This window comes from Halobellus captivus (assembly GCF_003697845.1).
Taxonomy (GTDB): domain Archaea; phylum Halobacteriota; class Halobacteria; order Halobacteriales; family Haloferacaceae; genus Halorubrum; species Halorubrum glutamatedens.
Genome location: NZ_RDQE01000011.1, coordinates 108,795 through 134,196 on the forward strand (window position 1 = coordinate 108,795; position 25,402 = coordinate 134,196).

General features: G+C 67.5%; 33 protein-coding genes. 11 read left to right on the plus strand and 22 right to left on the minus strand.

The genetic code is table 11. The annotated features are described in order from the left end of the window. Positions 1-4: 4 nt before the first annotated feature. On the plus strand, positions 5-982 hold the full coding sequence (locus EAO78_RS13485; RefSeq protein WP_122106359.1) for a calcium/sodium antiporter: 978 nt from the start codon (positions 5-7) through the stop codon (positions 980-982). A gap of 55 nt (positions 983-1,037) precedes the next feature. On the opposite strand, the gene glnA is transcribed toward EAO78_RS13485, so the two are convergent. Beyond that, on the minus strand, positions 1,038-2,405 hold the full coding sequence (gene glnA / locus EAO78_RS13490; RefSeq protein ID WP_122106360.1) for a type I glutamate--ammonia ligase: 1,368 nt from the start codon (positions 2,403-2,405) through the stop codon (positions 1,038-1,040). Between the two features lie 126 nt (positions 2,406-2,531). On the opposite strand from glnA, the gene lrp reads away from it, so the two are divergent. Next, positions 2,532-2,993 carry an HTH-type transcriptional regulator Lrp gene (lrp, locus tag EAO78_RS13495; protein ID WP_122106361.1) on the plus strand — a complete coding sequence of 154 codons (462 nt, stop codon included), beginning with the start codon at positions 2,532-2,534 and terminating at the stop codon, positions 2,991-2,993. Between the two features lie 63 nt (positions 2,994-3,056). Here the strand turns inward: lrp and EAO78_RS13500 are convergent, their stop codons facing one another. After that, positions 3,057-4,331, minus strand: coding sequence for an amidohydrolase (locus tag EAO78_RS13500; RefSeq protein WP_203227887.1), 1,275 nt, complete (start codon positions 4,329-4,331; stop codon positions 3,057-3,059). A 140-nt stretch (positions 4,332-4,471) separates the two neighbouring features. Here EAO78_RS13500 and EAO78_RS13505 point away from each other — a divergent pair, with 140 nt between their 5' ends. Then, positions 4,472-4,891 (plus strand): hypothetical protein, encoded by a 420-nt coding sequence (locus tag EAO78_RS13505; RefSeq protein ID WP_238987701.1) that lies wholly within the window; start codon positions 4,472-4,474, stop codon positions 4,889-4,891. 525 nt (positions 4,892-5,416) lie between these two features. On the opposite strand, the gene EAO78_RS13510 is transcribed toward EAO78_RS13505, so the two are convergent. Both EAO78_RS13510 and gap read right to left on the minus strand, forming a co-directional pair. After that, entirely contained in the window at positions 5,417-6,658 is a 1,242-nt protein-coding gene (locus tag EAO78_RS13510) for a phosphoglycerate kinase (RefSeq protein WP_122106362.1), read from the minus strand. Positions 6,659-6,746: 88 nt separating this feature from the next. Continuing rightward, positions 6,747-7,799, minus strand: coding sequence for a type I glyceraldehyde-3-phosphate dehydrogenase (gene gap / locus EAO78_RS13515; RefSeq protein ID WP_122106363.1), 1,053 nt, complete (start codon positions 7,797-7,799; stop codon positions 6,747-6,749). Between the two features lie 138 nt (positions 7,800-7,937). Here gap and EAO78_RS13520 point away from each other — a divergent pair, with 138 nt between their 5' ends. Next, positions 7,938-8,315: an Hsp20/alpha crystallin family protein gene (locus tag EAO78_RS13520; protein ID WP_122106364.1), complete on the plus strand. Its 378-nt coding sequence runs from the start codon at positions 7,938-7,940 to the stop codon at positions 8,313-8,315. A 32-nt stretch (positions 8,316-8,347) separates the two neighbouring features. Here the strand turns inward: EAO78_RS13520 and EAO78_RS13525 are convergent, their stop codons facing one another. Together EAO78_RS13525 and eif1A are read right to left on the minus strand one after the other, a co-directional pair. Beyond that, the gene (locus tag EAO78_RS13525; protein WP_122106414.1) at positions 8,348-9,223 is read right to left on the minus strand and encodes an ATP-grasp domain-containing protein; all 876 of its coding nucleotides are present in this window, start codon (positions 9,221-9,223) and stop codon (positions 8,348-8,350) included. Between the two features lie 110 nt (positions 9,224-9,333). After that, complete coding sequence (gene eif1A / locus EAO78_RS13530; RefSeq protein ID WP_122106365.1) at positions 9,334-9,624, minus strand: translation initiation factor eIF-1A; 291 nt, start codon at positions 9,622-9,624, stop codon at positions 9,334-9,336. A gap of 120 nt (positions 9,625-9,744) precedes the next feature. Between eif1A and EAO78_RS13535 the strand changes: the two genes are divergently transcribed. The 6 genes from EAO78_RS13535 to EAO78_RS13555 all read left to right on the plus strand — a co-directional run bounded on the left by EAO78_RS13535 (position 9,745) and on the right by EAO78_RS13555 (position 12,339). Then, the gene (locus EAO78_RS13535) at positions 9,745-9,924 is read left to right on the plus strand and encodes a DUF7470 family protein (RefSeq protein WP_122106366.1); all 180 of its coding nucleotides are present in this window, start codon (positions 9,745-9,747) and stop codon (positions 9,922-9,924) included. A 73-nt stretch (positions 9,925-9,997) separates the two neighbouring features. Continuing rightward, entirely contained in the window at positions 9,998-10,243 is a 246-nt protein-coding gene (locus EAO78_RS13540; protein WP_122106367.1) for a hypothetical protein, read from the plus strand. Between the two features lie 54 nt (positions 10,244-10,297). Continuing rightward, positions 10,298-10,495, plus strand: coding sequence for a hypothetical protein (locus tag EAO78_RS13545; protein WP_122106368.1), 198 nt, complete (start codon positions 10,298-10,300; stop codon positions 10,493-10,495). A gap of 107 nt (positions 10,496-10,602) precedes the next feature. Then, positions 10,603-11,577, plus strand: a complete 975-nt coding sequence (locus tag EAO78_RS13550) for an aldo/keto reductase (RefSeq protein WP_122106369.1) — start codon at positions 10,603-10,605, stop codon at positions 11,575-11,577. A 94-nt stretch (positions 11,578-11,671) separates the two neighbouring features. Further along, entirely contained in the window at positions 11,672-11,827 is a 156-nt protein-coding gene (locus EAO78_RS18215; RefSeq protein ID WP_203227888.1) for a hypothetical protein, read from the plus strand. 80 nt (positions 11,828-11,907) lie between these two features. Beyond that, positions 11,908-12,339, plus strand: a complete 432-nt coding sequence (locus tag EAO78_RS13555) for a hypothetical protein (protein WP_122106370.1) — start codon at positions 11,908-11,910, stop codon at positions 12,337-12,339. A gap of 83 nt (positions 12,340-12,422) precedes the next feature. Here EAO78_RS13555 and EAO78_RS13560 read toward each other — a convergent pair whose 3' ends face one another. The 3 genes from EAO78_RS13560 to EAO78_RS13570 all read right to left on the minus strand — a co-directional run bounded on the left by EAO78_RS13560 (position 12,423) and on the right by EAO78_RS13570 (position 13,834). After that, a complete protein-coding gene (locus EAO78_RS13560; protein WP_066413205.1) occupies positions 12,423-12,749 on the minus strand; it encodes a NifU family protein in 327 nt (108 codons plus the stop codon). Between the two features lie 103 nt (positions 12,750-12,852). Continuing rightward, the gene (locus EAO78_RS13565; protein ID WP_122106371.1) at positions 12,853-13,191 is read right to left on the minus strand and encodes a hypothetical protein; all 339 of its coding nucleotides are present in this window, start codon (positions 13,189-13,191) and stop codon (positions 12,853-12,855) included. Between the two features lie 61 nt (positions 13,192-13,252). Then, positions 13,253-13,834, minus strand: coding sequence for a 2Fe-2S iron-sulfur cluster-binding protein (locus tag EAO78_RS13570; protein WP_122106372.1), 582 nt, complete (start codon positions 13,832-13,834; stop codon positions 13,253-13,255). A 201-nt stretch (positions 13,835-14,035) separates the two neighbouring features. On the opposite strand from EAO78_RS13570, the gene EAO78_RS13580 reads away from it, so the two are divergent. Further along, positions 14,036-14,518, plus strand: a complete 483-nt coding sequence (locus tag EAO78_RS13580) for an RNA-binding protein (RefSeq protein WP_122106374.1) — start codon at positions 14,036-14,038, stop codon at positions 14,516-14,518. Here EAO78_RS13580 and EAO78_RS13585 read toward each other — a convergent pair. The 13 genes from EAO78_RS13585 to EAO78_RS13645 all read right to left on the minus strand — a co-directional run bounded on the left by EAO78_RS13585 (position 14,515) and on the right by EAO78_RS13645 (position 25,204). Continuing rightward, entirely contained in the window at positions 14,515-14,715 is a 201-nt protein-coding gene (locus tag EAO78_RS13585) for a dodecin (RefSeq protein WP_122106375.1), read from the minus strand. The two genes, EAO78_RS13580 and EAO78_RS13585, sit on opposite strands and share 4 nt — an antisense overlap. Positions 14,716-14,797: 82 nt before the next feature. Next, entirely contained in the window at positions 14,798-15,136 is a 339-nt protein-coding gene (locus EAO78_RS13590; RefSeq protein ID WP_122106376.1) for a DUF7116 family protein, read from the minus strand. 89 nt (positions 15,137-15,225) lie between these two features. Further along, complete coding sequence (locus EAO78_RS13595) at positions 15,226-15,471, minus strand: DUF5816 domain-containing protein (RefSeq protein ID WP_122106377.1); 246 nt, start codon at positions 15,469-15,471, stop codon at positions 15,226-15,228. Between the two features lie 125 nt (positions 15,472-15,596). After that, entirely contained in the window at positions 15,597-15,965 is a 369-nt protein-coding gene (locus EAO78_RS13600; RefSeq protein WP_122106378.1) for a HesB/IscA family protein, read from the minus strand. 84 nt (positions 15,966-16,049) lie between these two features. Continuing rightward, positions 16,050-17,072: a phosphate signaling complex PhoU family protein gene (locus EAO78_RS13605; RefSeq protein WP_122106379.1), complete on the minus strand. Its 1,023-nt coding sequence runs from the start codon at positions 17,070-17,072 to the stop codon at positions 16,050-16,052. Between the two features lie 223 nt (positions 17,073-17,295). After that, complete coding sequence (locus tag EAO78_RS13610; protein WP_122106380.1) at positions 17,296-18,003, minus strand: HAD family hydrolase; 708 nt, start codon at positions 18,001-18,003, stop codon at positions 17,296-17,298. 39 nt (positions 18,004-18,042) lie between these two features. After that, positions 18,043-18,837 carry a phosphonate ABC transporter, permease protein PhnE gene (gene phnE, locus EAO78_RS13615; RefSeq protein WP_122106381.1) on the minus strand — a complete coding sequence of 265 codons (795 nt, stop codon included), beginning with the start codon at positions 18,835-18,837 and terminating at the stop codon, positions 18,043-18,045. Further along, positions 18,837-19,655 carry a phosphonate ABC transporter, permease protein PhnE gene (gene phnE, locus EAO78_RS13620; protein ID WP_122106382.1) on the minus strand — a complete coding sequence of 273 codons (819 nt, stop codon included), beginning with the start codon at positions 19,653-19,655 and terminating at the stop codon, positions 18,837-18,839. Before phnE (EAO78_RS13620) ends, phnE (EAO78_RS13615) begins: the two co-directional genes overlap by 1 nt. Before the next feature lie 3 nt (positions 19,656-19,658). Next, positions 19,659-20,495 (minus strand): phosphonate ABC transporter ATP-binding protein, encoded by an 837-nt coding sequence (gene phnC, locus EAO78_RS13625; protein ID WP_122106383.1) that lies wholly within the window; start codon positions 20,493-20,495, stop codon positions 19,659-19,661. 3 nt (positions 20,496-20,498) lie between these two features. Beyond that, complete coding sequence (phnD, locus tag EAO78_RS13630) at positions 20,499-21,743, minus strand: phosphate/phosphite/phosphonate ABC transporter substrate-binding protein (RefSeq protein ID WP_122106384.1); 1,245 nt, start codon at positions 21,741-21,743, stop codon at positions 20,499-20,501. A gap of 369 nt (positions 21,744-22,112) precedes the next feature. Further along, on the minus strand, positions 22,113-23,291 hold the full coding sequence (locus tag EAO78_RS13635) for an ABC transporter ATP-binding protein (RefSeq protein WP_122106385.1): 1,179 nt from the start codon (positions 23,289-23,291) through the stop codon (positions 22,113-22,115). A gap of 4 nt (positions 23,292-23,295) precedes the next feature. Beyond that, the gene (locus EAO78_RS13640) at positions 23,296-24,270 is read right to left on the minus strand and encodes a carbohydrate ABC transporter permease (protein ID WP_122106386.1); all 975 of its coding nucleotides are present in this window, start codon (positions 24,268-24,270) and stop codon (positions 23,296-23,298) included. A 1-nt stretch (position 24,271) separates the two neighbouring features. Next, complete coding sequence (locus EAO78_RS13645) at positions 24,272-25,204, minus strand: carbohydrate ABC transporter permease (RefSeq protein WP_122106415.1); 933 nt, start codon at positions 25,202-25,204, stop codon at positions 24,272-24,274. Positions 25,205-25,402: the final 198 nt, after the last annotated feature.

Consider the following 25,402-nt stretch of genomic DNA (forward strand, 5'->3'; position numbering starts at 1 on the left):
GACGATGCTCGACGCCCCCCTCGTCGACGTCACGATCATCGCCGCCACCGTGCTCGGCCTCTGGGTCGGCGCGCGGTCGCTCGTGGACGCGGTGGTCCGGATCGCACGCCGGTTCGGCGTCTCCGAGCTGACGATCGGGTTGACGATCGTCGCGATGGGGACGTCGACCCCGGAGCTGGTCGTCTCGATCGACGCCGCGTTCGCGGGGCTCGGCGACGTCGCCGTCTCGAACGTGATCGGCAGCAACGTCTACAACCTCGCGTTCATCCTCGGCGTCGTCTCGCTCATACGGGTCGTCCCCGTCGAGCGATCGCTCGTCCACCGCGACGGGATCGCGCTGGTGATCGCGACGCTCGCGGGCGTTTGGGCCGTCGCCGACGGCGTCGTCACGCGCCCGGAGGGACTGGCGCTCGCCGCCGGGTTCGCCGCGTACACCGGCTACCTCCTCCGTGACGAGCGCGGTGGTTCGTCGATCGACACGGTGTACCCGGACTCGCGCGTGACGGAGACGCTCGCCGGTCACGCCCGCTTTCGCGGCCGAGACGCCGTGCTCCTGTTCGGGGGGCTCGCACTCGTGCTCGTCTGTGGCCACTTCATGGTTGAGGCGGCCACGTCGCTGGCGCGCGACGCCGGGATATCGGAGTGGGTCATCGGCGGGACGATCGTCGCGGCGGGGACCTCGACGCCGGAGCTCGCGGTGTCGCTCGTCGCGATGCGGGAGGGACACGTCGGGATGTCGGTCGGCAACGTCGTCGGCTCGAACCTGTTCAACGTCCTCGGGATCCTGGGCATCGCCGCCACGCTCCGGCCGCTGATCACGAGCGGCGCGGCGGTCGAGACCGGGATCTGGCTCGTGGCCGTGACGGTCCTGATGGTCGCCGCGCTGTGGACCGGCCGCCGACTCTCGGGGATCGAGGGCGCGCTGTTCGCGCTCTCCGAGGGTCTCCGATGGGTCCTCGGGTTACTTCGGATCTTCGGATGACGTTGACGCGTCGCTGGCGCGTCGAAAAAACGGAGAGTTCGGGGGTTCGACGGCCTCAGAACGTCTCCAGGTAGCGGTCCTCCTCCCACTCGGAGACCTGGGTGAGGTACTCGCTGAACTCCTGGGATTTGGCCTCCGCGAACTTCTCGGAGACGTGCGGGCCGAGCGCGTCCTGGACGACGTCGTCGGCCTCCAGCGCGTCGACGGCCGCGCCGAGGTTCGGCGGGAGCGTCTCGATGCCGTACTCCTCGCGTTTGGCCTCGTCGAACTCGTAGATGTCCTCGCGGACCGGGTCGCCCGGATCGGCGTCGGTCTCGATCCCGTGGAGTCCGGCGGCAATGAGCGCCGCCATCCCGAGGTAGGGGTTACACGACGGGTCCGGACTGCGGACCTCGAACCGGGCGGAGACGCCCGCGGCGTCGGGGACGCGGACGAGCGCCGAGCGGTTCGTGTCGGACCACGCGACGTAGATCGGTGCCTCGTAGCCGGGTACCAGCCGCTTGTAGGAGTTCACGGTCGGGTTCGTGACGGCCGTGAACGCCTGCGCGTGGTTCAGGATGCCACCCATGAACTGGTAGGCGGTCTCGCTCAGGTTGAACTCGTCGTCGGAGTCGGCGAAGGCGTTGCCGTCCTCGTCGAACAGCGAGATGTGGCTGTGCATTCCCGAGCCGTTGATCTCGGCGATCGGCTTGGGCATGAACGTCGCGTGGAGGTCGTGTTGGGCGGCGACCGCGCGGACGACGGCGCGGAACGTCGCGATGTTGTCAGCGGTCGTGAGCGCGTCCGCGTACTTGAAGTTGATCTCGTGTTGGCCCTCGGCGACCTCGTGGTGGGACGCCTCGATCTCGAAGCCCATCTCCTCCAGCGTGAAGATGATCTCCTTGCGGACGTCGCTCGCGAGGTCCTTCGGCGCGAGGTCGAAGTAGCCGCCGTTGTCGTGGGGGATCGTCGTCGCGTTCCCTTCGTCGTCGGTCTTGAACAGGAAGAACTCCGGTTCGGGACCGATGGAGACGGAGTATCCCATGTCGTCGGCCTTCTCGAGGACGCTCTTGAGCACCTGGCGCGGACCGCCGACGAACGGCTCGCCGTCCGTACCGACGATGTCACAGATGAGACGGGCGGCGCCGGAGTCGCCGCCGTCGTCCCGCCACGGGAGCACCGCGAAGGTCTCCGGGTCGGGAACGAGTCGCATGTCAGATTCCTGAATGCGGACGAACCCCTCGATCGAGGAGCCGTCGAAGTAGATGCCCTCGGTGAACGCCTTCTCGGCCTGGTGAGCCGGCACGGAGACGTTCTTGACGACGCCGAGGATGTCGGTGAACTGTAGCCGCAGGAAGTCGACGTTCTCGTCGTCTATCTCGTCGAGTACCGCCTGTTCTTCGGCCGTGAGGCCGCCGTCCGGTTTCGTGTGGTCGCCGGTCATGTTTTGGACAGTTACCTCGTTATCTGCCAGTATAAAGGCCTTGTCGCTTGACGCATGAACCGCCGAGTCCCCGTAAAGAGTGGACGTTCGTAAAATTCTAAACCCCCCAAACCGTGATCGAACCCAATGACGTACGAAAACCTCGACGCCAAGCTCGTGAACTCGCTTCTCGGAAACGGCCGTGCCAGTCTCCGCAGCCTCGGTGACGAGCTCGACGTCTCCGTGACGACCGTCTCGAATCACCTCCGCGACCTCGAGGACGAGGGAGTCATCCGCGGATACAGCCCGATCGTCGACTACGACAAGCTCGGATTCGACGTGACCGCCATTCTCCAGCTGAAAGTGGAGGGAAGCGCGCTCCCGGACGTCACCGAGAAGCTGCGCAAGCAGAAACAGATGATAAGCGTCTACGAGGTCACGGGCGACTACGACGTGATCGCGATCGGGAAGTTCACCGACACCGACGGCATGAACGACCAGATCAAGGAGATCCTCACCGACGCCGACATCCGCGAGTCGAACACCAGCGTCGTGCTCAACGCGGTCACCGAGAACAAGCAGTTCGAACTCGACCTCAACGAGGAGTAGACGGACGATACGGACGGTAGACGCTCTTCGCGGGGCGCGATCGACGTGCCGAAGCGGTCCGACCTAGCTCTCCGCGAGACGCCGGACCGCGTCCGTGATCACGTCGAGGCCGAGGTCGATACACGCCTCGTCGACGTCGAAGTACGCCGTGTGGTGGCCGTCCGGATTGCTCCCGCCGACGCCGAGGTACGTCGCCGTCCCGCCGCGCTCCTGGACGCGCCGGATCAGGTAGGAGGCGTCCTCGCTGCCGCCGAACTCCTTCGTTATCACCGACTCGACCGAGTCGGTCGCGTTCGCGGCCGCCTCGACGACCCCGACGACCGCGTCGTCGTTCTCGAAGGTCGTCGTCTTCCCGTAGAGGCTCGTCTCGTACGTCACGTCGTGCATCGTCGCCGCGCCGTCGACGATCTCCCGGGCCCGTCCGAGCATGTACTCGTTGAGGTCGTGAGTCTCGCCGCGGACCTCGACGCGCATCGTCGCCTCCTCGCAGATGACGTTCTGGGCGTTGTCGGCGTTGACCCGCCCGACGTTGATCCGCGTCGCGCCGTCGCCGTGTCTGGCGATGCCGTAGAGGTTGCCGATCGCCGCCGTGGCGGCCTGCAGCGCGTTCCGCCCCGCGTGGGGCTGGCCGCCGGCGTGGGCCGGCGCGCCCGAGAACGCGACGTCGAGCTTGGCGTTCGAGAGCGGTCCGTCGTAACTCGAGACGACCGTGCCGACGGGTTCGTCCAGCCCGACGTGGACCGCGAGCAGGTGGTCGACGTCGTCGAGGTGGCCCGATTCGGCCATCGGCTTGCCGCCGCGGCCGCCCTCCTCGGCCGACTGGAAGAAGAGTTTGAGGGTGCCGTCGAAGCCGCCCTCGGCGAACGCGCGGGCCACGCCGAGCCCGATCGCGGCGTGGGCGTCGTGGCCGCAGGCGTGCATCTCGCCGGGATGGACGCTCGCGAACCCCTCGGTCGCCGGTCGGTGGTCGTCGTCCATCGCCTCCTGACGCTCCAGCGCGTCGATGTCGGTGCGGAGTCCGATCGTCGGCCCGTCGCCGAACGTCCGGGTGGCGATCACGCCGGTGACGTCGTCCATCCGCTCGAGGTACTCCTCGGGCGCGCCCTCCTCGCGTGCACGCTCGCGCGCCGCGGCGACCTCGTCGGACGGGGGAACGCCCATTCGCGAGTCGGGATCGACCGTCTCCTCGCCGAGGAACACCTCGTAGCCGAGCGATTCGAGTTCGGCCGCGAGAAGCGCCGAGGTTCGGAACTCCTTCCAGCCGGCCTCCGCGTGTCGGTGGAGGTCCCGGCGGATCTCGGAAAGCGAACTGTCGGCGAACGTCGTCAGTGGCTCCATACCCGTCCCCTCCGGGCCGAGCGGAAAAAGCGTTGAGTAAACGGAGAAACACGCCTCGGCGGGTAGCGATCGGCTCGCGGAAAGAGGTTCTCGTAGAGAAAACGTTATGAAACGCTCGGAGGATCGATGCTGACGAATCCATGACACGCGCGCTGAAGGGTTCCGGATTTCTCGGACTGGCGGTCATGATGGCCGTCGGGCTACACCAGTTCGTTATCGTCGCGGGCGGCAGCCCCGTCCCGCCGTGGATGATCGGCGGACACGCCCACCTCGGGGTGCTCTCCATCCTCGCGATCGTGATGGGATTCGCCGTCCCCGCGCTCGGCGTGACCGGGAACGTGCGAACCGCCGTGACCGTGCTCTTCATCGCCGGCCAGTGGGGGATCCCCGGGATCGTCTGGCTCGGCGAGGGGTTCGGCCTGACGTTCCTCATGCCGACCGGGTTCCTCTGGGGCGGCGCGCTGATCGTCTCGATGCTGATCATGTTCTACTACTCGGTGACGGGACCGGCCGACGCCGGAGGCGGCGGTTCCTCGAGCTTCGTGCCCGGCGACGACTGAGCGGGCGAAACGGGGGATCGGTCGACGGCGGAGGCTCCGTTGCAGTCCTATTTTCGGGTGTTTCTGGTTTAAGCAGCCGTTCGATCGCACTTGCGTGTAGTACGGGTGTTTCATGGGAGAATCGGATAGATAGAACGGGATCGTTGCTGGCGCGGTGACCACTGGCAAAGCCCCAGCCGCGAGGACGCCGGACGCTCGTTGTGCTCCTCGGTCGCTCGTTTCACTCGCTCTCTGTGGTGCTTACGTCGCCTCCGGCGTCCTCGCAACTGCCCCTTTGAGTCCTACCCGACCGCAACCGCACCTCACACCTCCCCAGCCTCGTCGGACGGCCTCCGCTTCGCTCCGGCCGCCGACTCCCTCGCGGGCGGTTCGCGCCCGCCGGGCGCTCACCGGCACGCCACCGCAATCCGGATCGTTCGTGGCTTCGTCTGCATTGACTGGATCAGCCGAAATCGGATCCGAATACGTCGATCATAGGTTATCTCAATAGAGGTATACCGGGGAGATCGACCGACGCCGAGCGCGCTACGCCCCGGCGTCGTCCGCCCGCCGGAGCAGTTCGATCGCGGGAAGCGGCTCGCCGGTGAGCGCGCGGATGTACGCGCCGCCGGCGATGGAGACGTGCGAGAAGTCGTCCTCGTCGAGTCCGTACATCCCGATCGCTCGGGAGGTGTCGCCGCCGCCGACGACCGAGAAACAGTCGGTCTCGGCGATGGCCTCGAGGACGCCGACGGTGCCGTCGGCGAAGCGCTCGTCCTCGAAGACGCCGAGGGCGCCCTTCACGAACACCGCGTCCGACTCGCGGATGAGCGGCTCGTAGTCGTCGACCGTGCCCGAGCCGACGTCGAGGTAGGCGTCGGTCTTCTCGTCGATCTCGGCGACCGCGACCTCGGCTCGCTCGCCGTCGTCGCCCTCGTACGCCAGGTCGCTCGCGAGGTGGATCGCCTCGCCGCGCGCCTCGAGGACCGACTCGACCGTGCCGTGGTTCGCCTCCCACTGGTCGTCGAAGAGATCCGTGCCCTCGAGGTCGTGGCCGACCGGGTGGCCGGCCGCGCGCAAGAAGAGCTCGCCGGCGACGCCGCCGAGCAGGAACCGGTCGACGCGGTCCCCCAGGGCGTCCATCACGCCGATCACGTCGGTTGCCTTCGTCCCGCCGACCACCATCGTGACCGGACCGTCGAACTCCTTGCGGGCGATGGCGGTGTTGGCCTCGTACTCCGTCTCCATCACGCGGCCGGCGTAGGCGGGCAGCGCCAGCGGGAAGCCGACCAGCGAGGCGTGCTTTCGGTGAGCCGCCGAGTAGGCGTCGTTGACGTAGGCGTCGAAGCGCGGCGCGAGCGTCCGGACGAACTCAGTTGCCGCCTTGTCCGCGGGCGGCTCCTCGGGGAGCTCCTCGTCGCACATTCGGGTGTTCTCCAAGAGGAGCACCCCGCCCGCCTCGAGCGCCTCGATGGCCGCGAGCGCCTCCTCGCCGTAGGTGTCGGCGACGAAGTCGACGTCGCGGCCGACGTGGTCGGCGAGGATCGACGCGTGGCCCGAAAGCGACGTGAAGTCGTCGCGACCGGGACGGCCCTGGTGGGCCATGAGCACGACGCGGTGGCCGGCGTCGGCGAGCTCTCGAACCGTGCGCGCGTGTCGCTCGAACCGGCGGTTGTCCTGCGGCTCGCCGTCCTCGACCGGCGAGTTCAGGTCGAGGCGGACGAGGACGCGCGAGTCGGCCGGCAGGTCGTCGATGGTCCGGAACGTCGGCGTGGATGGGGTTGACATGGGTGGGGCTGGGTGTGTCGGGACGTGCGTCGGCGGTGGTTGTCAATTCAGGGGTCGGAAACGTCGCATTACCGGGGTCGAGAACCGATCACGACTCGCCGTGGACGTACGCGGCCATGTCGAGCATTCGGCACGAGAAGCCGTACTCGTTGTCGTACCAGGTGAGGACCTTGAGCAGTCCGCCGTCGGCGATGACGTTCGTCGACTGGAGGTCGACGTAGCTGGAAAAGGGGAGGCCGGTGACGTCGCTGGAGACGACCTCGTCGTCCGTGTAGCCGAGCACGCCCGCGAGCGGCCCGTCGTCGGCGGCGGCGCGGAAGGCGTCGTTGACCTGTGACTCGGTCACGTCCGCCTCGAGGTCGACGACGAACTCCGTGATCGAGCCCGTCGGGACGGGAACGCGGATCGCCATCCCGTCGATCTTGCCGTCGAGCTGCGGGAGGACCTGCTGGGCCGCGCCGGCCGCGCCCGTGGAGGTCGGGACGATGTTCTCGGCGGCCGCGCGCCCGCGGCGGGTCTTCGCCTTCGGGCCGTCGATGAGCGCCTGCGAGCCGGTGTAGGCGTGGACGGTGGTGAGGGTGCCGGCCTCGATGCCGAACTCCGAATCGAGCACCTTCGCGACGGGCGTGATGGAGTTGGTCGTACAGGAGGCGTTCGAGACCACGTCCTCGCCGTCGTACTCGTCGTGGTTGACGCCGTAGACGAGCTGTTTGACCGGCTCCTCGCCCTTCGGCGGCGCGGAGATGACGACGGTGTCGGCCCCGCCGGCGAGGTGCGCGCTCGCGTCCTCCTTCGTCCGGAAGACTCCGGTACACTCCAGCGCGACGTCGACGTCGAGGTCGTCCCACGGAAGGTCGGCCGGATCCTGGACGTTGAACAGCGGAACCGACGTGCCGCCGATGGCCAGCTCGTCGTCGACGAGTTCGACGCCGTCGAGCCGCCCCATGACCGTGTCGTACTTCGCGAGGTACCGCATGTCCTCGAACTCCATCACGTCGTTGATCCCGACGAGCTCGACCCGGGGATCGTCCAGTACCGCACGGAAGACGTTGCGGCCGATCCGGCCGAACCCGTTGAGCCCGACGCGAACGACCTCCTCGTCGGGTACCTCGTCGCCAGCGGACAGATACGATTTACTCATATGCGAAAAAGCGGTGCGCAGACACTTAAATCCGCCCGAGTCACGCGAGCCCGCTGCGGAGCGGGTCTCTCACGGTTGATCCCCGAAAAATCCTCGGCCGACAGAAGGCTTATCGGAGAGACCGCCCTCACACGAAGCATGGACAGAGACGACCGAGACGATCCGTTCGGCGACTTCTTCGAGGAGATCGAACGGATGATGAACGAAATGGCAGGGAGCGGGCACGGGACCGACGACGCCGGCTTCGGATCGGAGACGCACGTCGACGCGTACGCGACCGAGGAGTCCGTCCGGCTCGTCGCCGACCTCCCCGCCGTCTCGAAGGAGCAGCTCTCCCTGCAGTGTGACGGCGAGGCGCTCACCATCTCGGCGGCCTCCGACCGGCGCGAGTACGACGAGACCGTCGAACTCCCCGCGACCGTCGACGAGCGGTCCGGCGAGGCGACGTTCAACAACGGCGTGCTCGAGGTCGAGTTCGACCGCGACGACGACTCCGCCTCCATCGACGTCGTCTAGCGGGCCCGACCCGTTTCACTCGCCGATCGCTTTCACTCGCTTTTCGCGACCCGTCGGATCAACCCCGCGAGCCGGTCGTAGAACCCCGGCTCGTACTTCGTCGCCGCGTCGACCGTCGGACGCGCGTTCGTCTCGTTGAGCACGAACCCGTCGTCGGTCTCGAGCAGGTCGACGCCGAGGTAGTCGATCCCGAGCGCCGCCGCCGTCCGTTCGGCCAACTCTCGTCCCTCCCTCCCGAGTTCGACGCCGCGCGCGTCCGCGCCGCGGTGGACGTTGTGTTTCCAGCGGCCGGCCGCGAGCGCGTCGGGCGGAAGCTCGCGCCGGACCGCGCCGGCGTACGCGCCGTCGACGACCATCGCTCGATAGTCGCGAGCGTCGGGGAGGAACTCCTGGATCAGGTACGACTTGTCGCCGGTCGCCCGGTAGTCGTGGACGAGGTCCAGGTAGTCGACGATCCCCAAAAGCGAGTCGAGGTCGGTCGCCTTCGCGACGCCGACGCCGCGGGTGGCCGAGTTCGGCTTGACGACCACCGGGAACTCGAAGTCCGCGGCCGCCTCGACGACGACCGACTCGTCGACCGGGTTCGAGACCAGCGTCGTCCGTGGAACGGGGAGGCCGGCGGCCGAAAGCGTCGCGATCACGCCGGCCTTGTTCCGGGAGGTCACGACCGCGTCGCGGCCGTTGACCCACGGGACCGACAGCCGACGGTCGAGGACCGCACCCTCCATGAGCCGCGACGGGTAGACGAAACCGACGTCGAACTCCTCGGCGTTCGTCGCCGCCTCCGGGTCGACGCCCGGCCCGTCGAGCCGAAACGACCGCTCCTTCGCGCGGACGTGGCCGACGTCGATCCCGCGGTCGGCGAGCGGCCCGCGAACGCGCTGGTACGTCTCCGAGGCGGTGGTCATCGCGAGCCGGATGCGATCGGTCACGGCTCCGAGTCAGCGACGATCGCCGGCGACGATGGCGGCTCCGGAGCGACGACGGGACCGGGATCGTCGCGACGACGCGGCCGCGCTCACTGGAGGTGGCCCTCCTCGCGGAGCTGCTCGGCCTCGTTCTTCTCGTATCGCCAGGCGATGTCGGCCTTCTCGTCCTGCCAGTCCCACGGTTCGACGAGGACGATGTCGTCCTCGCGGATCCAGACGCGCTTCTGCATCCGTCCCGGGATCCGGGCCGTCCGTTCCTTCCCGTCCGCACAGCGCACCTTCACGCGGTTGGCGCCGAGCATCTCGACGACCTCCGCGAACACCTCGTCGTCGTCGGGCATTCGGAGGTCGCGCCGGCCCTGGCCGTCTCCGTCGGTCATGCGTGCCCGGTGATACGTGGCCCACCCGATAAAAGCCCCACCCTCCGGCGCGACGTTGAAGATCCGGGGCGACGCTCCCGAATCGCCCCGCTTAACCGGCGGCGGACGGAGGAGTCGGACATGCGAGACACGCTCGGACTGGAGAGGATCGTGGGGGTCGTCGTCGTGGTCCTCGCGGTCGCGGTCGTCACGCTTCGGGACCCCGTCATCGGCGGCGGCTTGATGCTTTTCGTCGCCGGGCTCGCGCTGATCGCGAAGGGCGTCGCGGCGTCGACGATGCGCGCGTTCGGATTGAAGTGACGCGAACGCGGACGAGACGCGGGACGACGCCGCGGCCGAAAGCGATATACGCGACCGTCGCCGCCGCTCCGGTATGGCACGGATCCCCGAGTTCGCGGTCGAACTGTTCGAACTCCTCGCGCTCGTCGTCGGATCGGGCGTGGCATCGATGATCGGCGTCGAACTCGAACGCGTCGGCGTCGCCGGCCTCGCGGGCGGCGACCTCGCGGTCGGGCTCTGGGCGGTCGCGATGGGGCTCGTCGCGCTGTACGTCGGCGTCGTCGCGCTCGGCTACGAGCAGGTGCTCCCACGGGTCCGCGCGCTCGCCGGCGGGACGTAGACTCGGGCGGAGGAACACCCGCCCTTTTTGTTCGCCGTCGACGAGGTGCGGGACATGGACGAGATCCTGACCAACTGGCTCCTCGGGCTGATCGCCGCCCTCCTGGCCGTCCTCGTGCTCGACTCGACCGGCCAACCCTTCCTCGACCCGCTCGCGCCCGTCGCGAACGTGCTCGCGCTCGTGACGTTCCTCGCGTTCGTCATCCTCACCGGCGCGTTCCTCGTGTACACCGCGTCGTTCCGGAACGAGTAGCGCGGCCGCGGCCGACGACGACCCTTCACGAACGCCGGCCACTCTCCACGGACGCCGGCGACGATCCCCCACGAAGACTTTTGCTCGCGGCCGCCCACGGCCGTTCCATGGAGTACACGACCCTCGGGAACACGGGCATGACCGTCTCGAAGATCTGTCTCGGCTGTATGAGCTTCGGCGATCCCGACTGGCGCGAGTGGGTGCTCGGCGAGGAGGAGGGCAAGGAGCTCGTCGAGCGCGCGCTCGAGCTCGGGATCAACTTCTTCGACACCGCCAACATGTACTCGAACGGCGAGTCGGAGCGGGTCCTCGGGGAGGCGTTGGAGGGACACCGCGAGGAGGCAGTCGTCGCCACGAAGGGCTACTTCCGGATGGACGAGTCGAACCCGAACTCCGGCGGACTCTCGCGGAAGGCGGTCGAACAGGAGCTGGAACACAGCCTCGACCGGCTCGGGATGGAGACGGTAGACCTCTATCAGATCCACCGGCTCGACCCGGAGACGCCGATCGAGGGGACGCTCGCCGCCCTCGACGACGCGGTCCGTCGCGGGAAGACCCGCTACGTCGGGGCCTCCTCGATGTGGGCCCACGAGTTCGCCGAGGCGCTGTACGCGAGCGACCGGCTCGGGCTCGACCGGTTCGCCACGATGCAGAACCACTACAACCTCGTCTATCGCGAGGAGGAACGCGAGATGCTCCCGCTGTGTGAGAAGGAGGGGATCGGCGTGATGCCCTGGAGCCCGCTCGCGCGCGGCTACCTCACCCGACCCGACGAAGAGATCGACGCGACGCTTCGCGGCCGGACGGAGGAGCACATGTACGAACACCCCTACCGCGAGGGGAACGGCCCCGCGGTCAACGAACGCGTCGAGGAGCTCGCCGACGAGAAGGGCGTGAAGATGGCGCAGATCGCGCTCGCCTGGCAGTTCCACAAGGACACGGTCGACGTGCCGATCGTCGGCACGTCCAGCATCGAACACCTGGAGGACGCGGTGGAGGCGCTCGACGTCGACCTCTCCGACTCGGACGTCGAGTGGCTCGAGGAGCCGTACGAGCCGGTCCGCGTCTCCGGTCACGACTGAGAGGCCGGTCGGTTCCTCGTCGAATCCGACGTATTCGTTGTTTTAGGGGATGTATACTCAAGCTATATGTCGTGTGAGTGAATGACTGTCACGTATGAGCGACGACGGGGACGAGTCTCGAGTCCGGTCGAGCACCGAGTACGCGCGAACGCGGGTCCGGTGTCCGAACTGCGGCGACCACGTCCCGGCGGTCGGGCGGGACGCCGGGACGACCGAGTGTCCGAACTGCCGGATGCCGGTGCGAGCGTGAGCCGACCGCGGACCTTCTATAAACCCACGGTCGAGCCCGGAGCAACAACCCTTTTCGGACGGGCTACCGAATCCGGGCGTATGACCGACGACGAGACATCGGAGACGGACGACTCGGCGAAAGCCGACGAGGGCGAGAACGGGTCCGACGAGGAGAAGTCCTTCCGCGAGCGCGTCGAGGAGATCCGCGAGCGACGCGAGAAGGAGCGCGAGGAGGGCGAGCGGCCCGATCCCGAGGAGATGATGGGCGGCGGTCCGGGCGGCGCGGGCGGCCCGCCGGGCATGGGCGGCGGTGGCGGCGGTAACCCCTTCGCGCAGATGATGTCCGGCATGATGGGCGGTGGCGGCGGCCCGGGCGGCGCGGGCGGCCCGCCGGGCATGGGCGGCGGCCGACCGGGCGAGGGCGGCAGTGAGGACGCCGGCAACGAGGAACTCGTCCGCGAGGTCCGCCAGCTCCGCCGCGACGCGACCCGCCAGCTCCAGCGCATCGCACAGGCGCTCGAGGACGACTGACCGCTCTCAGGGCGTCTTCTCGATCGTCGTTCAAGTAACGGAGGTCGGAAGCGGCAGTCGATCGCGGCGCGAGCGGGCGGGATTCAGAAGTGGTTCGAGGCGTCCGTCTCGTGGCGGAGCTCCCCGCCGCGGCCGCCCTCGACGGTCGAGGCTCCCTGGTCGCCGGAGGACGGAACCCGCACCGTGACGTCGGTGACCGCCTCGAAGTCGGTGATGAGGTCCCGGCGGATGTTCTCGGCGGTGATGTTCGAGACGCCACAGCCCGCACAGCCGCCGCCGAGTTCGACGACGACCTCGCCGGTCTCCGGGTCGGCCTCGCGCACGACGCTCGTCCCGCCGTGCATCTGGATGATCGGCATCTGACCGACCATCCACGTCTCGATCCGTTCCGCGAGGCTCTCGTCGCTCATTACCTCCCCTTCGGGACCGAGCCTTTGGAAGGTTGCGGTTTGGGACTCGTTGTCAGCGCCGAAACGAACTACGTCATCGTCGATGAGAAGGATCCGGTCCGGCTCACTCGCCGTCGTCGGACGGTTCCGCGTCGTCGTCCACGTCGTCCGCCGCCGCGGCGCTCGGAAGCCGCGTCGGGTCCGGGTCGTCGTCGCCGTGAAGCGAGTCGTCGCGCTCGAGGAGGTACAGAAGCGGTCCCAAAGCGACCACCACGAGAACGCCCGGGATCGGGGCGTCGGGGACGAGAAGCGCCGTGATCGCCCCGACCCCGCCGGTGAGGAGCACGAGTCCGGCCCACAGCGCCGGCGATCCCGAATCGACGCCGACCCGCGCCGCGTCTCGATGGACGAGCCCGGCCGCGAGCGCGAGAAGAGTCCCGCCGGCGACGGCTGCCAGTGACATGGAATACGTACGGCGGAGGCGGGAAAAAGGGTGTCGCGAGCGGGTCGTTGCCGGAGCCGGATCAGGGGGCCTCCCCGGTCTCGATGGTGAACGAGTCCCGGGGGTACGCGACGCAGGTGAGGGTGTAGCCGTCATCGAGCTCGTTCTCGTCGAGCATCTGCTGGTTGTCGTGCTCGACGAAGTCCTCGGAGGGACCGTCGGCGATCCGCCCCGCACACGAGACGCACTGTCCCTGTCGGCAGGCGTACGGGAGGTCCCATCCCTGGTCTTCTCCCTGCTCGAGGATCGGCTCGTCGTTCGCGAGCTCGACGGTCTCGCCCTGTTTCGCGAACTCCACCTCGAAGTACTCGACTTCGTCCTCGGGGATGTCGCCGGGGCCGGAACCCCCCGATCCGCCCTCCTCGAGTTCGCCCTCGCCGCCCTCGCCGCCGGCCGGGATCGCGCCGCCGCCGCCGCCGCCAGCACCGATCGCGCGGTTACCGGGCTCGGGGAAACCGGTCTCCGGGAGCGAGTTGGCTCGCCGTTCGACGATCTCGTCTGAGATGTCCTCGGTGGGCTCCCACCCCGTCCCCTTCACCGTACTGACGAGAACGACCGTCAGCGTCGCGATCGCTGCGAGCGCGATCGGCAGTGGGTCAAGCATACCGACGACTATGGAGAGGTGGTTTAATACCGTTTTGATCGGGCCAACGCTCCGGGAATTCGGCCCACCGACGCCGTTCCGCGACCCGCGGCGTCCGCGGACCGGGCGGGTCGCCGCCGCGGACCGACCGAGTCGCCGCCGCTGAACGGGTAGCCGCCGAGGAACGGGTCCTTTATCGGCGCGCCGACCGATCGGGCGGTCATGCGAGTCAAATCCCGGCACCACCTCAGAAGCGACGAGATCACGGCGATCCGCGAGGCGGTCGCCGATCACCTCGGCGTCGACATCGACGGCGAGACGTTCGAGTTCGTCGAGTTCGTGGACGCGAACTACGAGTTAGTGCTCGTCGACGGCGATCCGGCGGTCTTCTACGTCGACGACGACGAACCGTTCCTCACCGTCCGGGGCGCGAACGACTACGAGCCCGAGACCGGCGTCGTCACCGTGGACGCGGGCGCGATCTCCTTCGTCTCCGACGGCGCGGACGTGATGCGGCCGGGGATCGTCGAGGCCGACCACGCGATCCGCGAGGGCGACCTCGTCGTGATCGCCGAGGAGACCCACGGCAAGGTGCTCGCGGTCGGCCGCGCGCTCGTCGACGGCGACGACATGCTCGGCGAGGGCGGCAAGGTCGTCTCCTCGATCCACCACGTCGGCGACGAGTTGTACGAGTTCTCGGCTTAGTTCTCCAGCTCGAAGGCGATCTCGACTTCGGCCTGGTACTCCCGTTCGGGCGCGTTCTTTATCTCCACGCCGAACTCCTTCACCTCCGCCCAGTAGACGTTCTCGAGGGTGTCCTCGGCCCGATCGATCGCCTCGTCGGCGGCGGCGTCGAAGCTCTCCTCGCTCGTTCCGATCAGCGTGATCTTCTTGAACACCATGGACGTGATGGTTGATCACACGTCGTTATAAAACCGCCCACGGGACCCGAGCCGGATCAGAGCGTTCGGACGCGCGGGGCACTCAGGGGCTTCCCGGCGCGCCCTCCATCACGGAGAAGTCGTCGCCGTCGCGGTCGACGCCGATCACCGCCCAGTCGTAGGGCGGTTTCAGCGACGTGAGGCGTTGCTGGAGGTCGTCGGCGTTCGTCCGCCACGTGACGAAACAACGGAGTCGCGGCGTCTCCCCACCGTCCGTGAGATACGGATCCAGATCGTCGTCCTCCATACACAGCGCCGTGACGAGGACGCGTCGCCACTTTCGCTCCGCGACGAACTCGCGTCCGCCCTCGGAGACGCTGTATCCGAGCTCACGAAAGACGTCTCTGGCCTCCGTCGTCGGTGGGATGCTCGCAGTGGCCATCGATCCGACCGTTGATCGGGATCCGTGATAAACTTTCTCACGGTTCTCGAGAACGGACGGCGCTCCCCCGGACCGAGTCCCGTCCGTGGTCACTCGTGGGCGGCGTCCCACTCGTCGGGCTTCCGGAGGTTGCCGCAGTCGGTACACTGGATCCGCCCCATCGTGTCCATCGCGGTGTCGAGCGAGCCGCAGTTCCCGCAGGCGAATCCCCACCGGTCGTCGGCGTCCGCGTCCGTGAACACGAGATAGAAGGGTCCCTCCGCCCCGCGTTCGGCGCGCTTTCGATCGATGTACACCCGCTCGCCGTCCGCGGTCGTCGACGCGTCGAGTTCCATACCGTCCGGTACTCGGCCGAGTGACTTAAGAAGCGAGACACGTCCCGCCGGTCCTCCGTCCGGAACGATTCCCCGGCCTTACACGAGATCGAGGAGAAAGCCCACGACTTCAGTCGTGGGAGAAGTCACGTCCGGAACGATTCGCCGCAGCCGCACTCGGAGACGACGTTCGGGTTCTCCACGTGGAAGCCGGCGGCCTGGAGGCCGCTCTCGTAGTCGAGTTTGCTCCCGCCGATGTAGTTCCGGCTCGCGGGGTCGACGAACACCCGTAGCCCGTGCCGTTCCACGACGAGGTCGTCCGGCTCCGGTTCGTCGTCGAAGCGCATCCCGTAGGAGAGCCCCGCACAGCCGCCCTGCTGGACGAACAGCCGGAGCCCCGCCTCGTCGGTGTCGAGCTCTTCGCCCTCCAGAAGCGAGAGCGCCTCCGCGGCGGCGTCCGGCGTCACCTCGATCGCCGGGTCGTCGCCGCCTCCCTGAACCGATTCGGTACTCATGCGACTCTCTACCCGTCGCAGGAGGAAAACCCTGACGGTGTGAACGGGTGACATGCGTTTCGCCGACCGGCCCGTTCGAGCGACTCACTCCGATCGCGTGACCGCTCCGTCCGAGTCGCCCCGCAGGGCCGCACGGAGCCCCACCTCGGCGACGTTCACTCCGTACTCGGCCGTGCGCGTGATGCTGTCGAGGACCGTCGCGAGCACGTATCCGTCCGCGAGGTCCCGCTCGTAGAGCGCCCGATCGACTCGGCGGATCTCCTCCACGAGGTCGTCGACCTCGGCGACGATCGCTCCCAGCGCCCGCGGATCACACTCCCCGATCGTCTCCGAGAACGCCCGCTCGACGGCCGCCCGCGCGTCGGCCGCGAGCCGGTCCAGGTCCGCAGCGACCGGATCCGACGGCGGCTCCCCGATCGCGTCGGCGCTCTCGGCGATCTTCTCGGCGTGATCGGCGACCCGCTCCAGCTGTCTGGCGACCGCGTAGTGGTCGAACGGCGTGAGGCCGTCGGCGACGGCGGGGACCTCGACGAGGGAACGCTGGAACTCCCGCGAGAGGAGGCCGAACAGCCGGTCGACGTCGTCGTCCTGTTCACGCACGCGGTCGCCGGCCTCGCCGTCGCCCGCGAGCGCGGCCGCGACGGCCTCCTCGTGCATCGTCAGGGTCCGGTCCGCCATCCGCTCGAGCGTCCGCGACGGCGGCAGGTCCCCGACGTCGAGCATCGTCCGGGCGACCACGGTCTCCGTCGTCTCCTCGGCGATCTCGATCCCGACGAGGCCGGCGACCGCGTTGCGGACGGCCGCCCGCTCGGCACGCGCCGGGGAACCGTCCACGCGAACGACGTCCGCGCCGGCGACGTACGCCGCGGCGACGAGCCGCTCGATCCCGGCCGGATCGTGTCGGGCCGCGGATATCGACACCGTTTGGCGGCGCTCCTCCGTCTCCGGTCGAGCGAGAAGCAGGCGGCCGCCCCTCGGATACAGGTTGAGGGTGTCGCCGGTGTCGAGCGACCGATCGTTCGCCCAGCCCTTCGGGAGCGAGATCGTGTACGTCGTCCCCCCGGTGAGCTGGACCTTCCGTTCGTACGGGTCCGTTCCGTTATTCATCTCGAATCGGTCCGCTCGGGTAGATCGGTCCGCTCGAGTCGGTCGGTCCGTCCTCGCCTCCGCTCCGATCGGGTACGGGTACCATGTCGTCGAGTACCGAACCGACGATCATGTACCCTGCTATGTGGGTTACGTGCCGGTCCGTTCCCCGATGGAACGCTCCCGTGACCTCATACTCGACCGGGCTCCTCAATAGTGATATATATTTGCGGCCGACTCCGCGTCATCGGTCGACGACGACCGGGAGCAGTTCGTGGAGGCTCCCGATCTCGGCGGCCGGTTCCACGTCGAGTTCCAGCGACGCGTTATGATCGCGCCTGAGGAAGACGCCCTCGAGGCCCGCCCGCTCGGCGGCGATCACGTCGGTTGCGCGGTCGCCGACGTAGATCCCGCCGGACGCGTCGAGCTCCTCGAGCGCCTCGTTCAGGTAGTACGGGTCCGGTTTCCGGCGCTCGAAGCCGTCCGGGCCGAGGTCGCGACCGCGGACGTATCCGAACTCGGTCAGCCGGAAGTGGTCGACGACGAACTCCACGGTCGGGTCGTAGTTGTTGCTCACCAGTCCCAGGGTCGCCTGCTCCGCGATCGCTTCGAGCGCGTCCACGTCCGGACACAGCGTCCGGACCCCCGCGGCCAGCCGTGAGACGGTTCGTTTCGCGCTGTGCTCCTCGCGTGCCCGGAAGAACTCCGCGGGGTCGAGGTCGAGCCGCTCGCAGGCGGCTCTGAACTCGTCGTCGTACTCGTACGTCTCCAACGGTCGTCGGAGGCCGTCGTCGACCGCCATGTCGCGGTCGTCGAGCACGTCGTCGAGGGCTCGAGCGTGGACCACCGATTCGGTTCCCCATCCCTCGAGAACCACCCCGTCCATGTCGAACAGGACGACCTCGTCGCTCGTTCGGTCGGTTCGTCGTTCCGGGTCGTGTGCCGTCGTCATGTGTAATGTGTCTCCTCTCGGATCGTTCGGTTCGAACCCTCAGCGGACCTTCTTTCTCGCGTACGCGGAGACCGCCTCGCTCACGAGCACGACCCCGAGGATGGCGATCAGTATCCCGGATACCGTTCGCCAGGCGAACGAGTCGATCGCCTCGAACAGTTGGACGCCGATACCGCCCGCTCCGACGAACCCGAGGATCGTGGCCGCGCGCACGTTGATGTCCCATCGATACACCGAGATGCCGACCAGCGCGGGCTTGATCTGCGGTACGATCCCGTATACCAACAGCTGGAAGGGGCTCGCGCCGCTGGCTCTGACCCCCTCGAGTTGCCCGAAGTCGATCTCCTCGATCTCCTCGCCGAGCAGCTTCCCGATGAATCCGATCGACCGGACGGCCGTCGCGACCGTTCCGGCGACCGCGCCGGGACCGAACATCACGACGAAGAGCAACGCCCAGACGATGGTGTGGACCGACCTCGAGACGGTGACGATCACTTTCCCGAGCGCGTACGTCACCCGGTTCGGGGTCGTGTTCTCGGCGCTGATGTAGGCGACGGGTGCCGCCATCAGCACCGCGGCGATCGTTCCGACGACGGCGATCTGTATCGTCTCCGCGAGCGGCCCGACGACGTTCGGCAGGTACGCCAAGTCGGGTGGATACATCCGTCCGAGCAGGTCGCCGGCCTGGGTCGGTGCGCTGGTCACGTACCGGAGACTGATGTCGAGCCACTCCCACGAGAGGACGACGACGACGGCCGCGACGATCACGCTTCCGACGCGGAAGAGCCGTTCGCGGGCGTCGAACCGTCGCCATTCGGGTGAAGCGCCCGCCATCACTGAACCCTCCGTCGGACGACAGCGCTCACGAACTCGGCGACCAACACGACGAGGATGATGGCGATCAGGATCGCCGCCACGTAGTCGTACTCGTATCGGGAGTAGGCACGTTGAAGGAGCACGCCGAGCCCGCCGGCACCCACGATCCCGACGATCGTCGACGACCGGATGTTGATGTCCCAGCGGTACACCGCGAGGCCGGTGAACCGCGGAACGACCTGCGGAACGACCCCGTAGACCACGCTCTGGAAGCGGGTCGCGCCGGTAGCCCGGACCGCCTCGACGCCGCCCATGTCGATGTCCTCCAGGTCCTCGGCGAACAGCTTCGAGAAGAACCCGATCGTCTTGAAGCTGATCGCGACGATCCCCGCGAGCGGGCCGAACCCGAGCGCGATGACGGCGATGATCGCAACGATCAGCCCGTCGATGGCGCGCGTGACGCTGATGATCCCGCGGCTCAGGTAGTACGTCGGCCGCGGCGAGAGGTTCCCCGCCGCTCCGAACGCGACCGGCAGGCTGATCGCGATCCCGCTGACGGTCGCGACCATCGCCATCGCGATCGTCTCGATCATGCGGTCAAGCAGTCTGAGCGTGTTTTCGTTGCCGGTCTCGGGCGGCAGCATCGACTCGATCAACTCGTAGCCGTAGCCGAGTCCCGAGAGGAACCGCCCGGGAGTGATCCGTAGGCTCGCTATCGACCAGACGACGAGCGCGAGGACGGCACCGTACACCCCCCACTTCGTGTACCGGTTCCGGAACGCGGTCGGCCGTCGCCACGTCCGCCGGTCGGTCGACGTGCTCGACCCGGTCGCCATCGGTCAGTCCTCCGCCGACAGCGGCTCCGGCTCGGCGCGTCGACCCGTCGTCTCGGCGTCGGTCGGATCGGTCGTGCCGACCGCGGTCGCCGACTCGGGCGGTTCCTCGCCCCGGTAGATGACGCCCTTCGATTCCTCGGTGAGTTCGACCGTCGGCCCGTCGAAGACGAGTTCCCCGTCGTGGAGTCCCAGGATCCGGTCGGCGTACCGTTCGGCAAGGTCCACCTCGTGGATGTTGATCAACACCGGCACGTCGCGCTCGACGGCGATGTCGGTCAGCAGCTCCATCACGTCCCGCGACGTCTCGGGGTCGAGACTCGACGTCGGCTCGTCGGCGAGGACGATCTTCGGCTCCTGGACGACCGCCCGGGCGATCCCGACCCGCTGACGCTGGCCGCCGGAGAGCTCGTCGACCCGCTTGTTCTCCATGTCGTCGAGGCCGACCAGCTCCAGCAGTTCGTAGGCGCGCTCCACGTCTTCAGGCGGGAAGTTCCGTCGGAGCGCGGCCCAGTTCGAGACGTAGCCGAGCCGGCCCGAGAGCACGTTCTCCATCACGGTGAGCCGCTCGACGAGGTTGTACTCCTGAAACACCATCCCGATCTCCCGGCGCGCGTTCCGCAGCTCGTCGTCGTCGAGCCCGGTCAGTTCGCGGTCGTCGAGGAGGACGCGCCCCGTCGTCGGCTCGACCAGCCGGTTGATACAGCGGACGAACGTGCTCTTTCCCGCTCCGCTCGGTCCGATCATCGCGACGACCTCGCGGCCGTCGATCGTCACCGAGACGTCGCGCAGCGCCTCGTCCCCGGTCGGATACGTCTTCCCGAGGTTCTCCGTTTCGAGCATGGACTACAGGTTCCCGCTCTCGTACTCGACGCCGTTGTACCGCTGGATGACCAGGATGTCGTGGAACACCTTTTCGAAGTCGATCGGGATGTATTCGGCTTCACCGGTGTTCTCCGCGTAGTCGGTCCCCGTCCAGTCGGTCCCGATGGTCGCCTCCTTGATCCCCTCCACGATGTCCGGGTGGAGGTCGTAGCGGTGGACGAGCGGACCCGGCGGGAACGGATTGCTTCCCCAGACCACCTTGAAATCGTCGTAGCTCATGTCGTCGGTTGCCTCGATGAGGTCCTCCAGACACGTGCTACAGATCGGGCCGGCGTCGTAGTCGCCGACGGCGATTCCGCGGCCGGTCTGATCGTGGCCGCCCGAGAAGTTGACCTCGTAGTCCTCACCGGGCGTCACGTCGAAGTACTGGTCGAAGAGCGCCGACGGCGCCTGGTGCCCGGAGTTCGACGCCGGCTCGGAGTGCGCGACGCTGACGTCGTCGCGCGCGAAGTCCTCGACCGATCGGATATCGTCCTCGTCGGCGCGGGTGATCGCCAGCAACCGGTAGCCGAACTGACCCGAGGGACTGATCGGGTCCGCGAACGGCACCACGCCGCCGAGGTTGACTCCGAACGCCGACGTCCCGGTCGAGATGTCGCCCAGGTGTCCGCGCCCTGCCCGGAACGCCTCGACCGTCGCCGCGTTCGAGTCGACCGGCTGCCACTCGACCGACCGGCCGGTCGTCTCCTCGAGCCGGTCTAAAAGCGGCTGGATGTTCTCCTGGAACTGCGCCTGGCCGGACTCGCCGGGCTTGTCGACGTAAATGAGCGGATCGGGGTCGACCCACTCGCTCTCGTCGTCGGGGAGCTCCTGCGGCGGCTCACCGTGGGCGATCTCGTCGATGTCCCGGTTCTGCATGTTCTCCAGGTCCGTCTTGCTCCCCTGGAAGTAGTCGTTCTCCGCGACGGCCGTCAGCAGGTAGTTGTTCTCCTCCCAGTTCGGATCCGCAAACTCGAACTCCGAGTCGTCCGCGAGCATGGGATCGCCCGGCTCGCCGTCGTTTCCGTCCCCGTTTCCGCTGCCGTCGTCGCCGCTTCCGTCGTCGCTGCTCCCGTCGAGACCTGCACCGGCCTCCTCGCTCCCGTCACCGCTCTCGCCGCTCCCGCCGGAGCAGCCGGCCAGTCCGGCCATCCCGATCGCCCCGCCGGTCAGGATGAATTTGCGTCTCGAACGCGTCTCCTTCGGTCCACCGGTGTCGTCCACCATTACGGCCGAAACTGTCGCTCTTCGGCGTAAGAAGGCTGCTATGAGCCGTACGTCGAGGAAAGGAACGCTCGTGAGCACTCCGGACGACGCCGGAGTCGACGGGAGGGGGACGACCGGTTCGGACCGCTATATAGTCGGACGGCGCGGTCCGGAAGGCGGTCGCGTCGCGAGGGAACGGGCCGGGAAGGCGGGCGGCCGGTGGTGGCCGTGGCTCGGAAGGGATCCACCGAGACCCTGAAGGCGCCGGGCTCTCGCCGTGCTAGGCGGACGCGTACGTGACTTCCGCGAGCTCGTCGACGACGGAAACGAGAACGACGCGGACGAACGCCGGACGGGAACGAACGGAGACCGGCGGCGATGGAGTTCCGATCAGTCGGCTTGGACGCCGTCGCTGTCGGCCTCGACGTCCGCGTCGGCCACGACGCCATGCGAGATCGCGTCGCCCGTGTCGGCGTCGAACAGGTGGAGCTGCGCGCGGTCGAAGACGATCTCGACGTCCTCCTCCTCGCTGATGTCGCTCGACGGGTCGACGCTCATCAGGAGTCCCTCCCGTTCCTCGAAGTCGGCCTCTCCGGCCCCCGTCCCGAGGATCGGCTTCAGGTAGACGAATATCTCGTCGCCCATCGGTTCGAGCACGTCGGTCGTGACGGAGAACGACCTGCTCGGGTCCGCGGCCTCGGCGCTGTTCTCCGTGAGGTAGATGTCCTCCGGCCGGATGCCGAACTCCACCGCGTCGCCGGTCCCGACGCCGTCGATCGCCACGGTGTCGAAGGAGATCGAGTAGCCGTTCGCGTCGAGGGTACTGTCGCCGACGGTGGCGTCGGCGAAGTTCATCGAGGGTGACCCGATGAAGCCCGCAACGAACCGGTTCGCCGGCTGGTTGTAACACACGAGCGGCGGCGCGATCTGCTGGAGCTCCCCCTTATTGAGAACGGCGATCCGATCCGACATGGTCATCGCCTCCGCCTGGTTGTGCGTGACGTAGATGATCGTCGTCTCCAGCTGCTTGTGGAGCCGCTGGAGCTCGGTCCGCATGTTGACGCGGAGCTTGGCGTCCAAGTTCGCCAGCGGCTCGTCCATCAGGAACACGTCCGGGTCGCGAACGATCGCTCGCGCGATCGCGACGCGCTGGCGCTGGCCGCCGGACATCTCGCTCGGCATCCGGTCGAGCATCCCCTGCATGCGGACGACCCGCGCGGCCTCCTCGACGCGCTCGTCCATCTCCTCCTGCGGGAAGTTCCGTAGCCGCAGGCCGAAGGAGATGTTGTCGTACACGTCCATGTGCGGGAACAGCGCGATGTTCTGGAACACCATCGCGATGCCGCGGTCCTTCGGCGGGAGGTTCGTCACCTCGCGGTCGCCGATCAGGATCTCCCCCGACGTGGGCTTGGTGAGGCCGGCGATCGTCTCGAGCGTCGTGGACTTCCCGCACCCCGACGGACCGACGAGGCAGATGAACTCGCCGTCCTTCAGATCGAGGTTCATGTTGTCGACCGCCGTTACGTCGTCGTACTGTTTCGTGACGTCCGTGAGTTTGACTCGTGACATGTGTTTACTCCTTGAGTGCCCCCTGGGTGAGGCCGCTGATGATCTTGTCCTGTGCGACGACGACGAGGATCGCGACCGGGACGATCGCGATCAGGCTCGCCGCCGCCTGGAGGTCGTACCGGACGGTGTACTGCGTCTGGAACGCGATGACCCCGTCGACCACCGGTGCCCACTCCGCGGCGCTGTTTCCGGTCATCAAAAAGGAGAAGAAGAACTCGGTGTACACCGTGATGAAGGTGAGAATGCCGGCCGTCGCGACTCCCGGTGCCGAAAGCGGCATGATAACCCGGAACAACGCGCCGATCCGGGTCGTCCCCTCGACCCTGGCGGCGTCCTCGAGACCGTCCGGGATCTGCCCGTAGAACGTCGTCAGGATGAAGATCGCCAGCGGCATCGTGAACGCGCTGAGCGGCGTGATGACCGCTCCGGGCGTCCCGTACAGCTCGACCGGGAGGGTGAACAGCCCGAGCATCGGGACCTGCTGGTTGAACGCCCGGAACAGCGGGATGAAGAGCGTCGCCGGCGGGAAGAAGCTGAGCACTAAGAGTGAGAACAGGAGCGGCGTCTTCCCGCGGAACTCCAGACGACCGAACGCGTACCCGGCGAGGCTCCCGATGAGGAGCACGAACAGCGTCACCGTGAACGCGTAGAACAGGCTGTTGAACATGAACCGCGCGAACGGGACCTGGACGAACACCTGGACGAACGCCGACAGGTCGATCGTGGCCGGGACGATCGGGATGTCGGTCTGTCCCGGCGGCGCCATCGCGACGTTGAACAGCCAGTACAGCGGGAACAGCGACGTCGTCAACAGGACGCCGCCGAGGAACACCAGCATCACGGCGTACGCCTTCTCCGGGTTCCGGATCCAGTCGTCGGCCCACCGCTGGACGGGCGACTTGTTCTCGTCGTCGTCCGACCCGTCGTCGGAGCCGTCGAACGTTTCGGCGTCTTCGTGGTTGCGTGCGTCGATGCTCATGTTATGCTAACCCCAGGCTCTGGTTGCTTCGGCGGATGAATCCGAGGTATACCATGATGAACAGCCCCACGACGATGGCGATCAGGACGCTCACGGCGGCCGCGGAGCCGTACTGCGTCGCGGAGCCGAACATGAACTGCGTCACGAGACACGTCATCGACGGGACGGTCGAACACCCGACGGTGGTCGACTCGATGATCCCGTACACCCGGAGCGCGCCCATCGTCCGGAACAGCATCGCGACCATCAACACCGGGAACACCAGCGGGAACGTGATGTACCGGAACCGCTGCCACCGCGACGCGCCCATCACGTCCGCCACCTCGTACAGGTCCTGGTTGACGCTCTCTAGGCCCGCCAGGATCAGCAGGGCCATGAACGCGGAGGTCTTCCAGATGTCCGCCACCGTCACGATGACGAAGCTGTCGAAGGTCGTGTTGAGCGGCAGGCTCGAGAAGAGGCCGATCTGTTGGAGCGGCTCGGTCAACAGCCCGTACCCGGGGCGGAACAGCAGGAAGAAGATCATCCCCTGGATGACGATCGGGATCGCCCACGGCAGGATGATGAGCAGCCGAACGAGCCGCCGACCCTTGTACTCGGCTTTCATCAGCATGGCGTAGAGGAACCCGAGCAGCGTCTCGCCCGTGACGCTCAACACGGCGAACAGGATGGTCATGGCCAGCGCCTGTTCGAGGATCGGCGTCTGGAACGAGGGGTCGATGAACGCCGCCGGCGCCAGCGCGTTGGTGTTCGTGAGCAGCCGGACGTAGTTCTGGAGCCCGACGAACGCTCCCAGCTCACCGCTGGTGATCACGTCGGCGAAGAACGACATTCTGATCGCCGAGGCCAGCGGCCAGAACGCGAACATGAGCAGTACGAGGAACCCCGGCACCAACAGCAGATACGCGTAAGCCTGTTCGCTCAGGTTCTCCATCCACGTCGCGATCCCCGTCAGGACGCCGCCGGAGCCGTCCGCCTGCTCCGTCCTGCCCTGTTCAACTGCCACGGCGATCAACACCCCGCCTGACTGCCCGTCGTTGTGGTACGAGCATCACCCGTCTGTATTTCGTGCGAATATTTATCATTATTGTTTGTTTTACATATGGTTCGACGCCCGCCCCCGAACGGCACC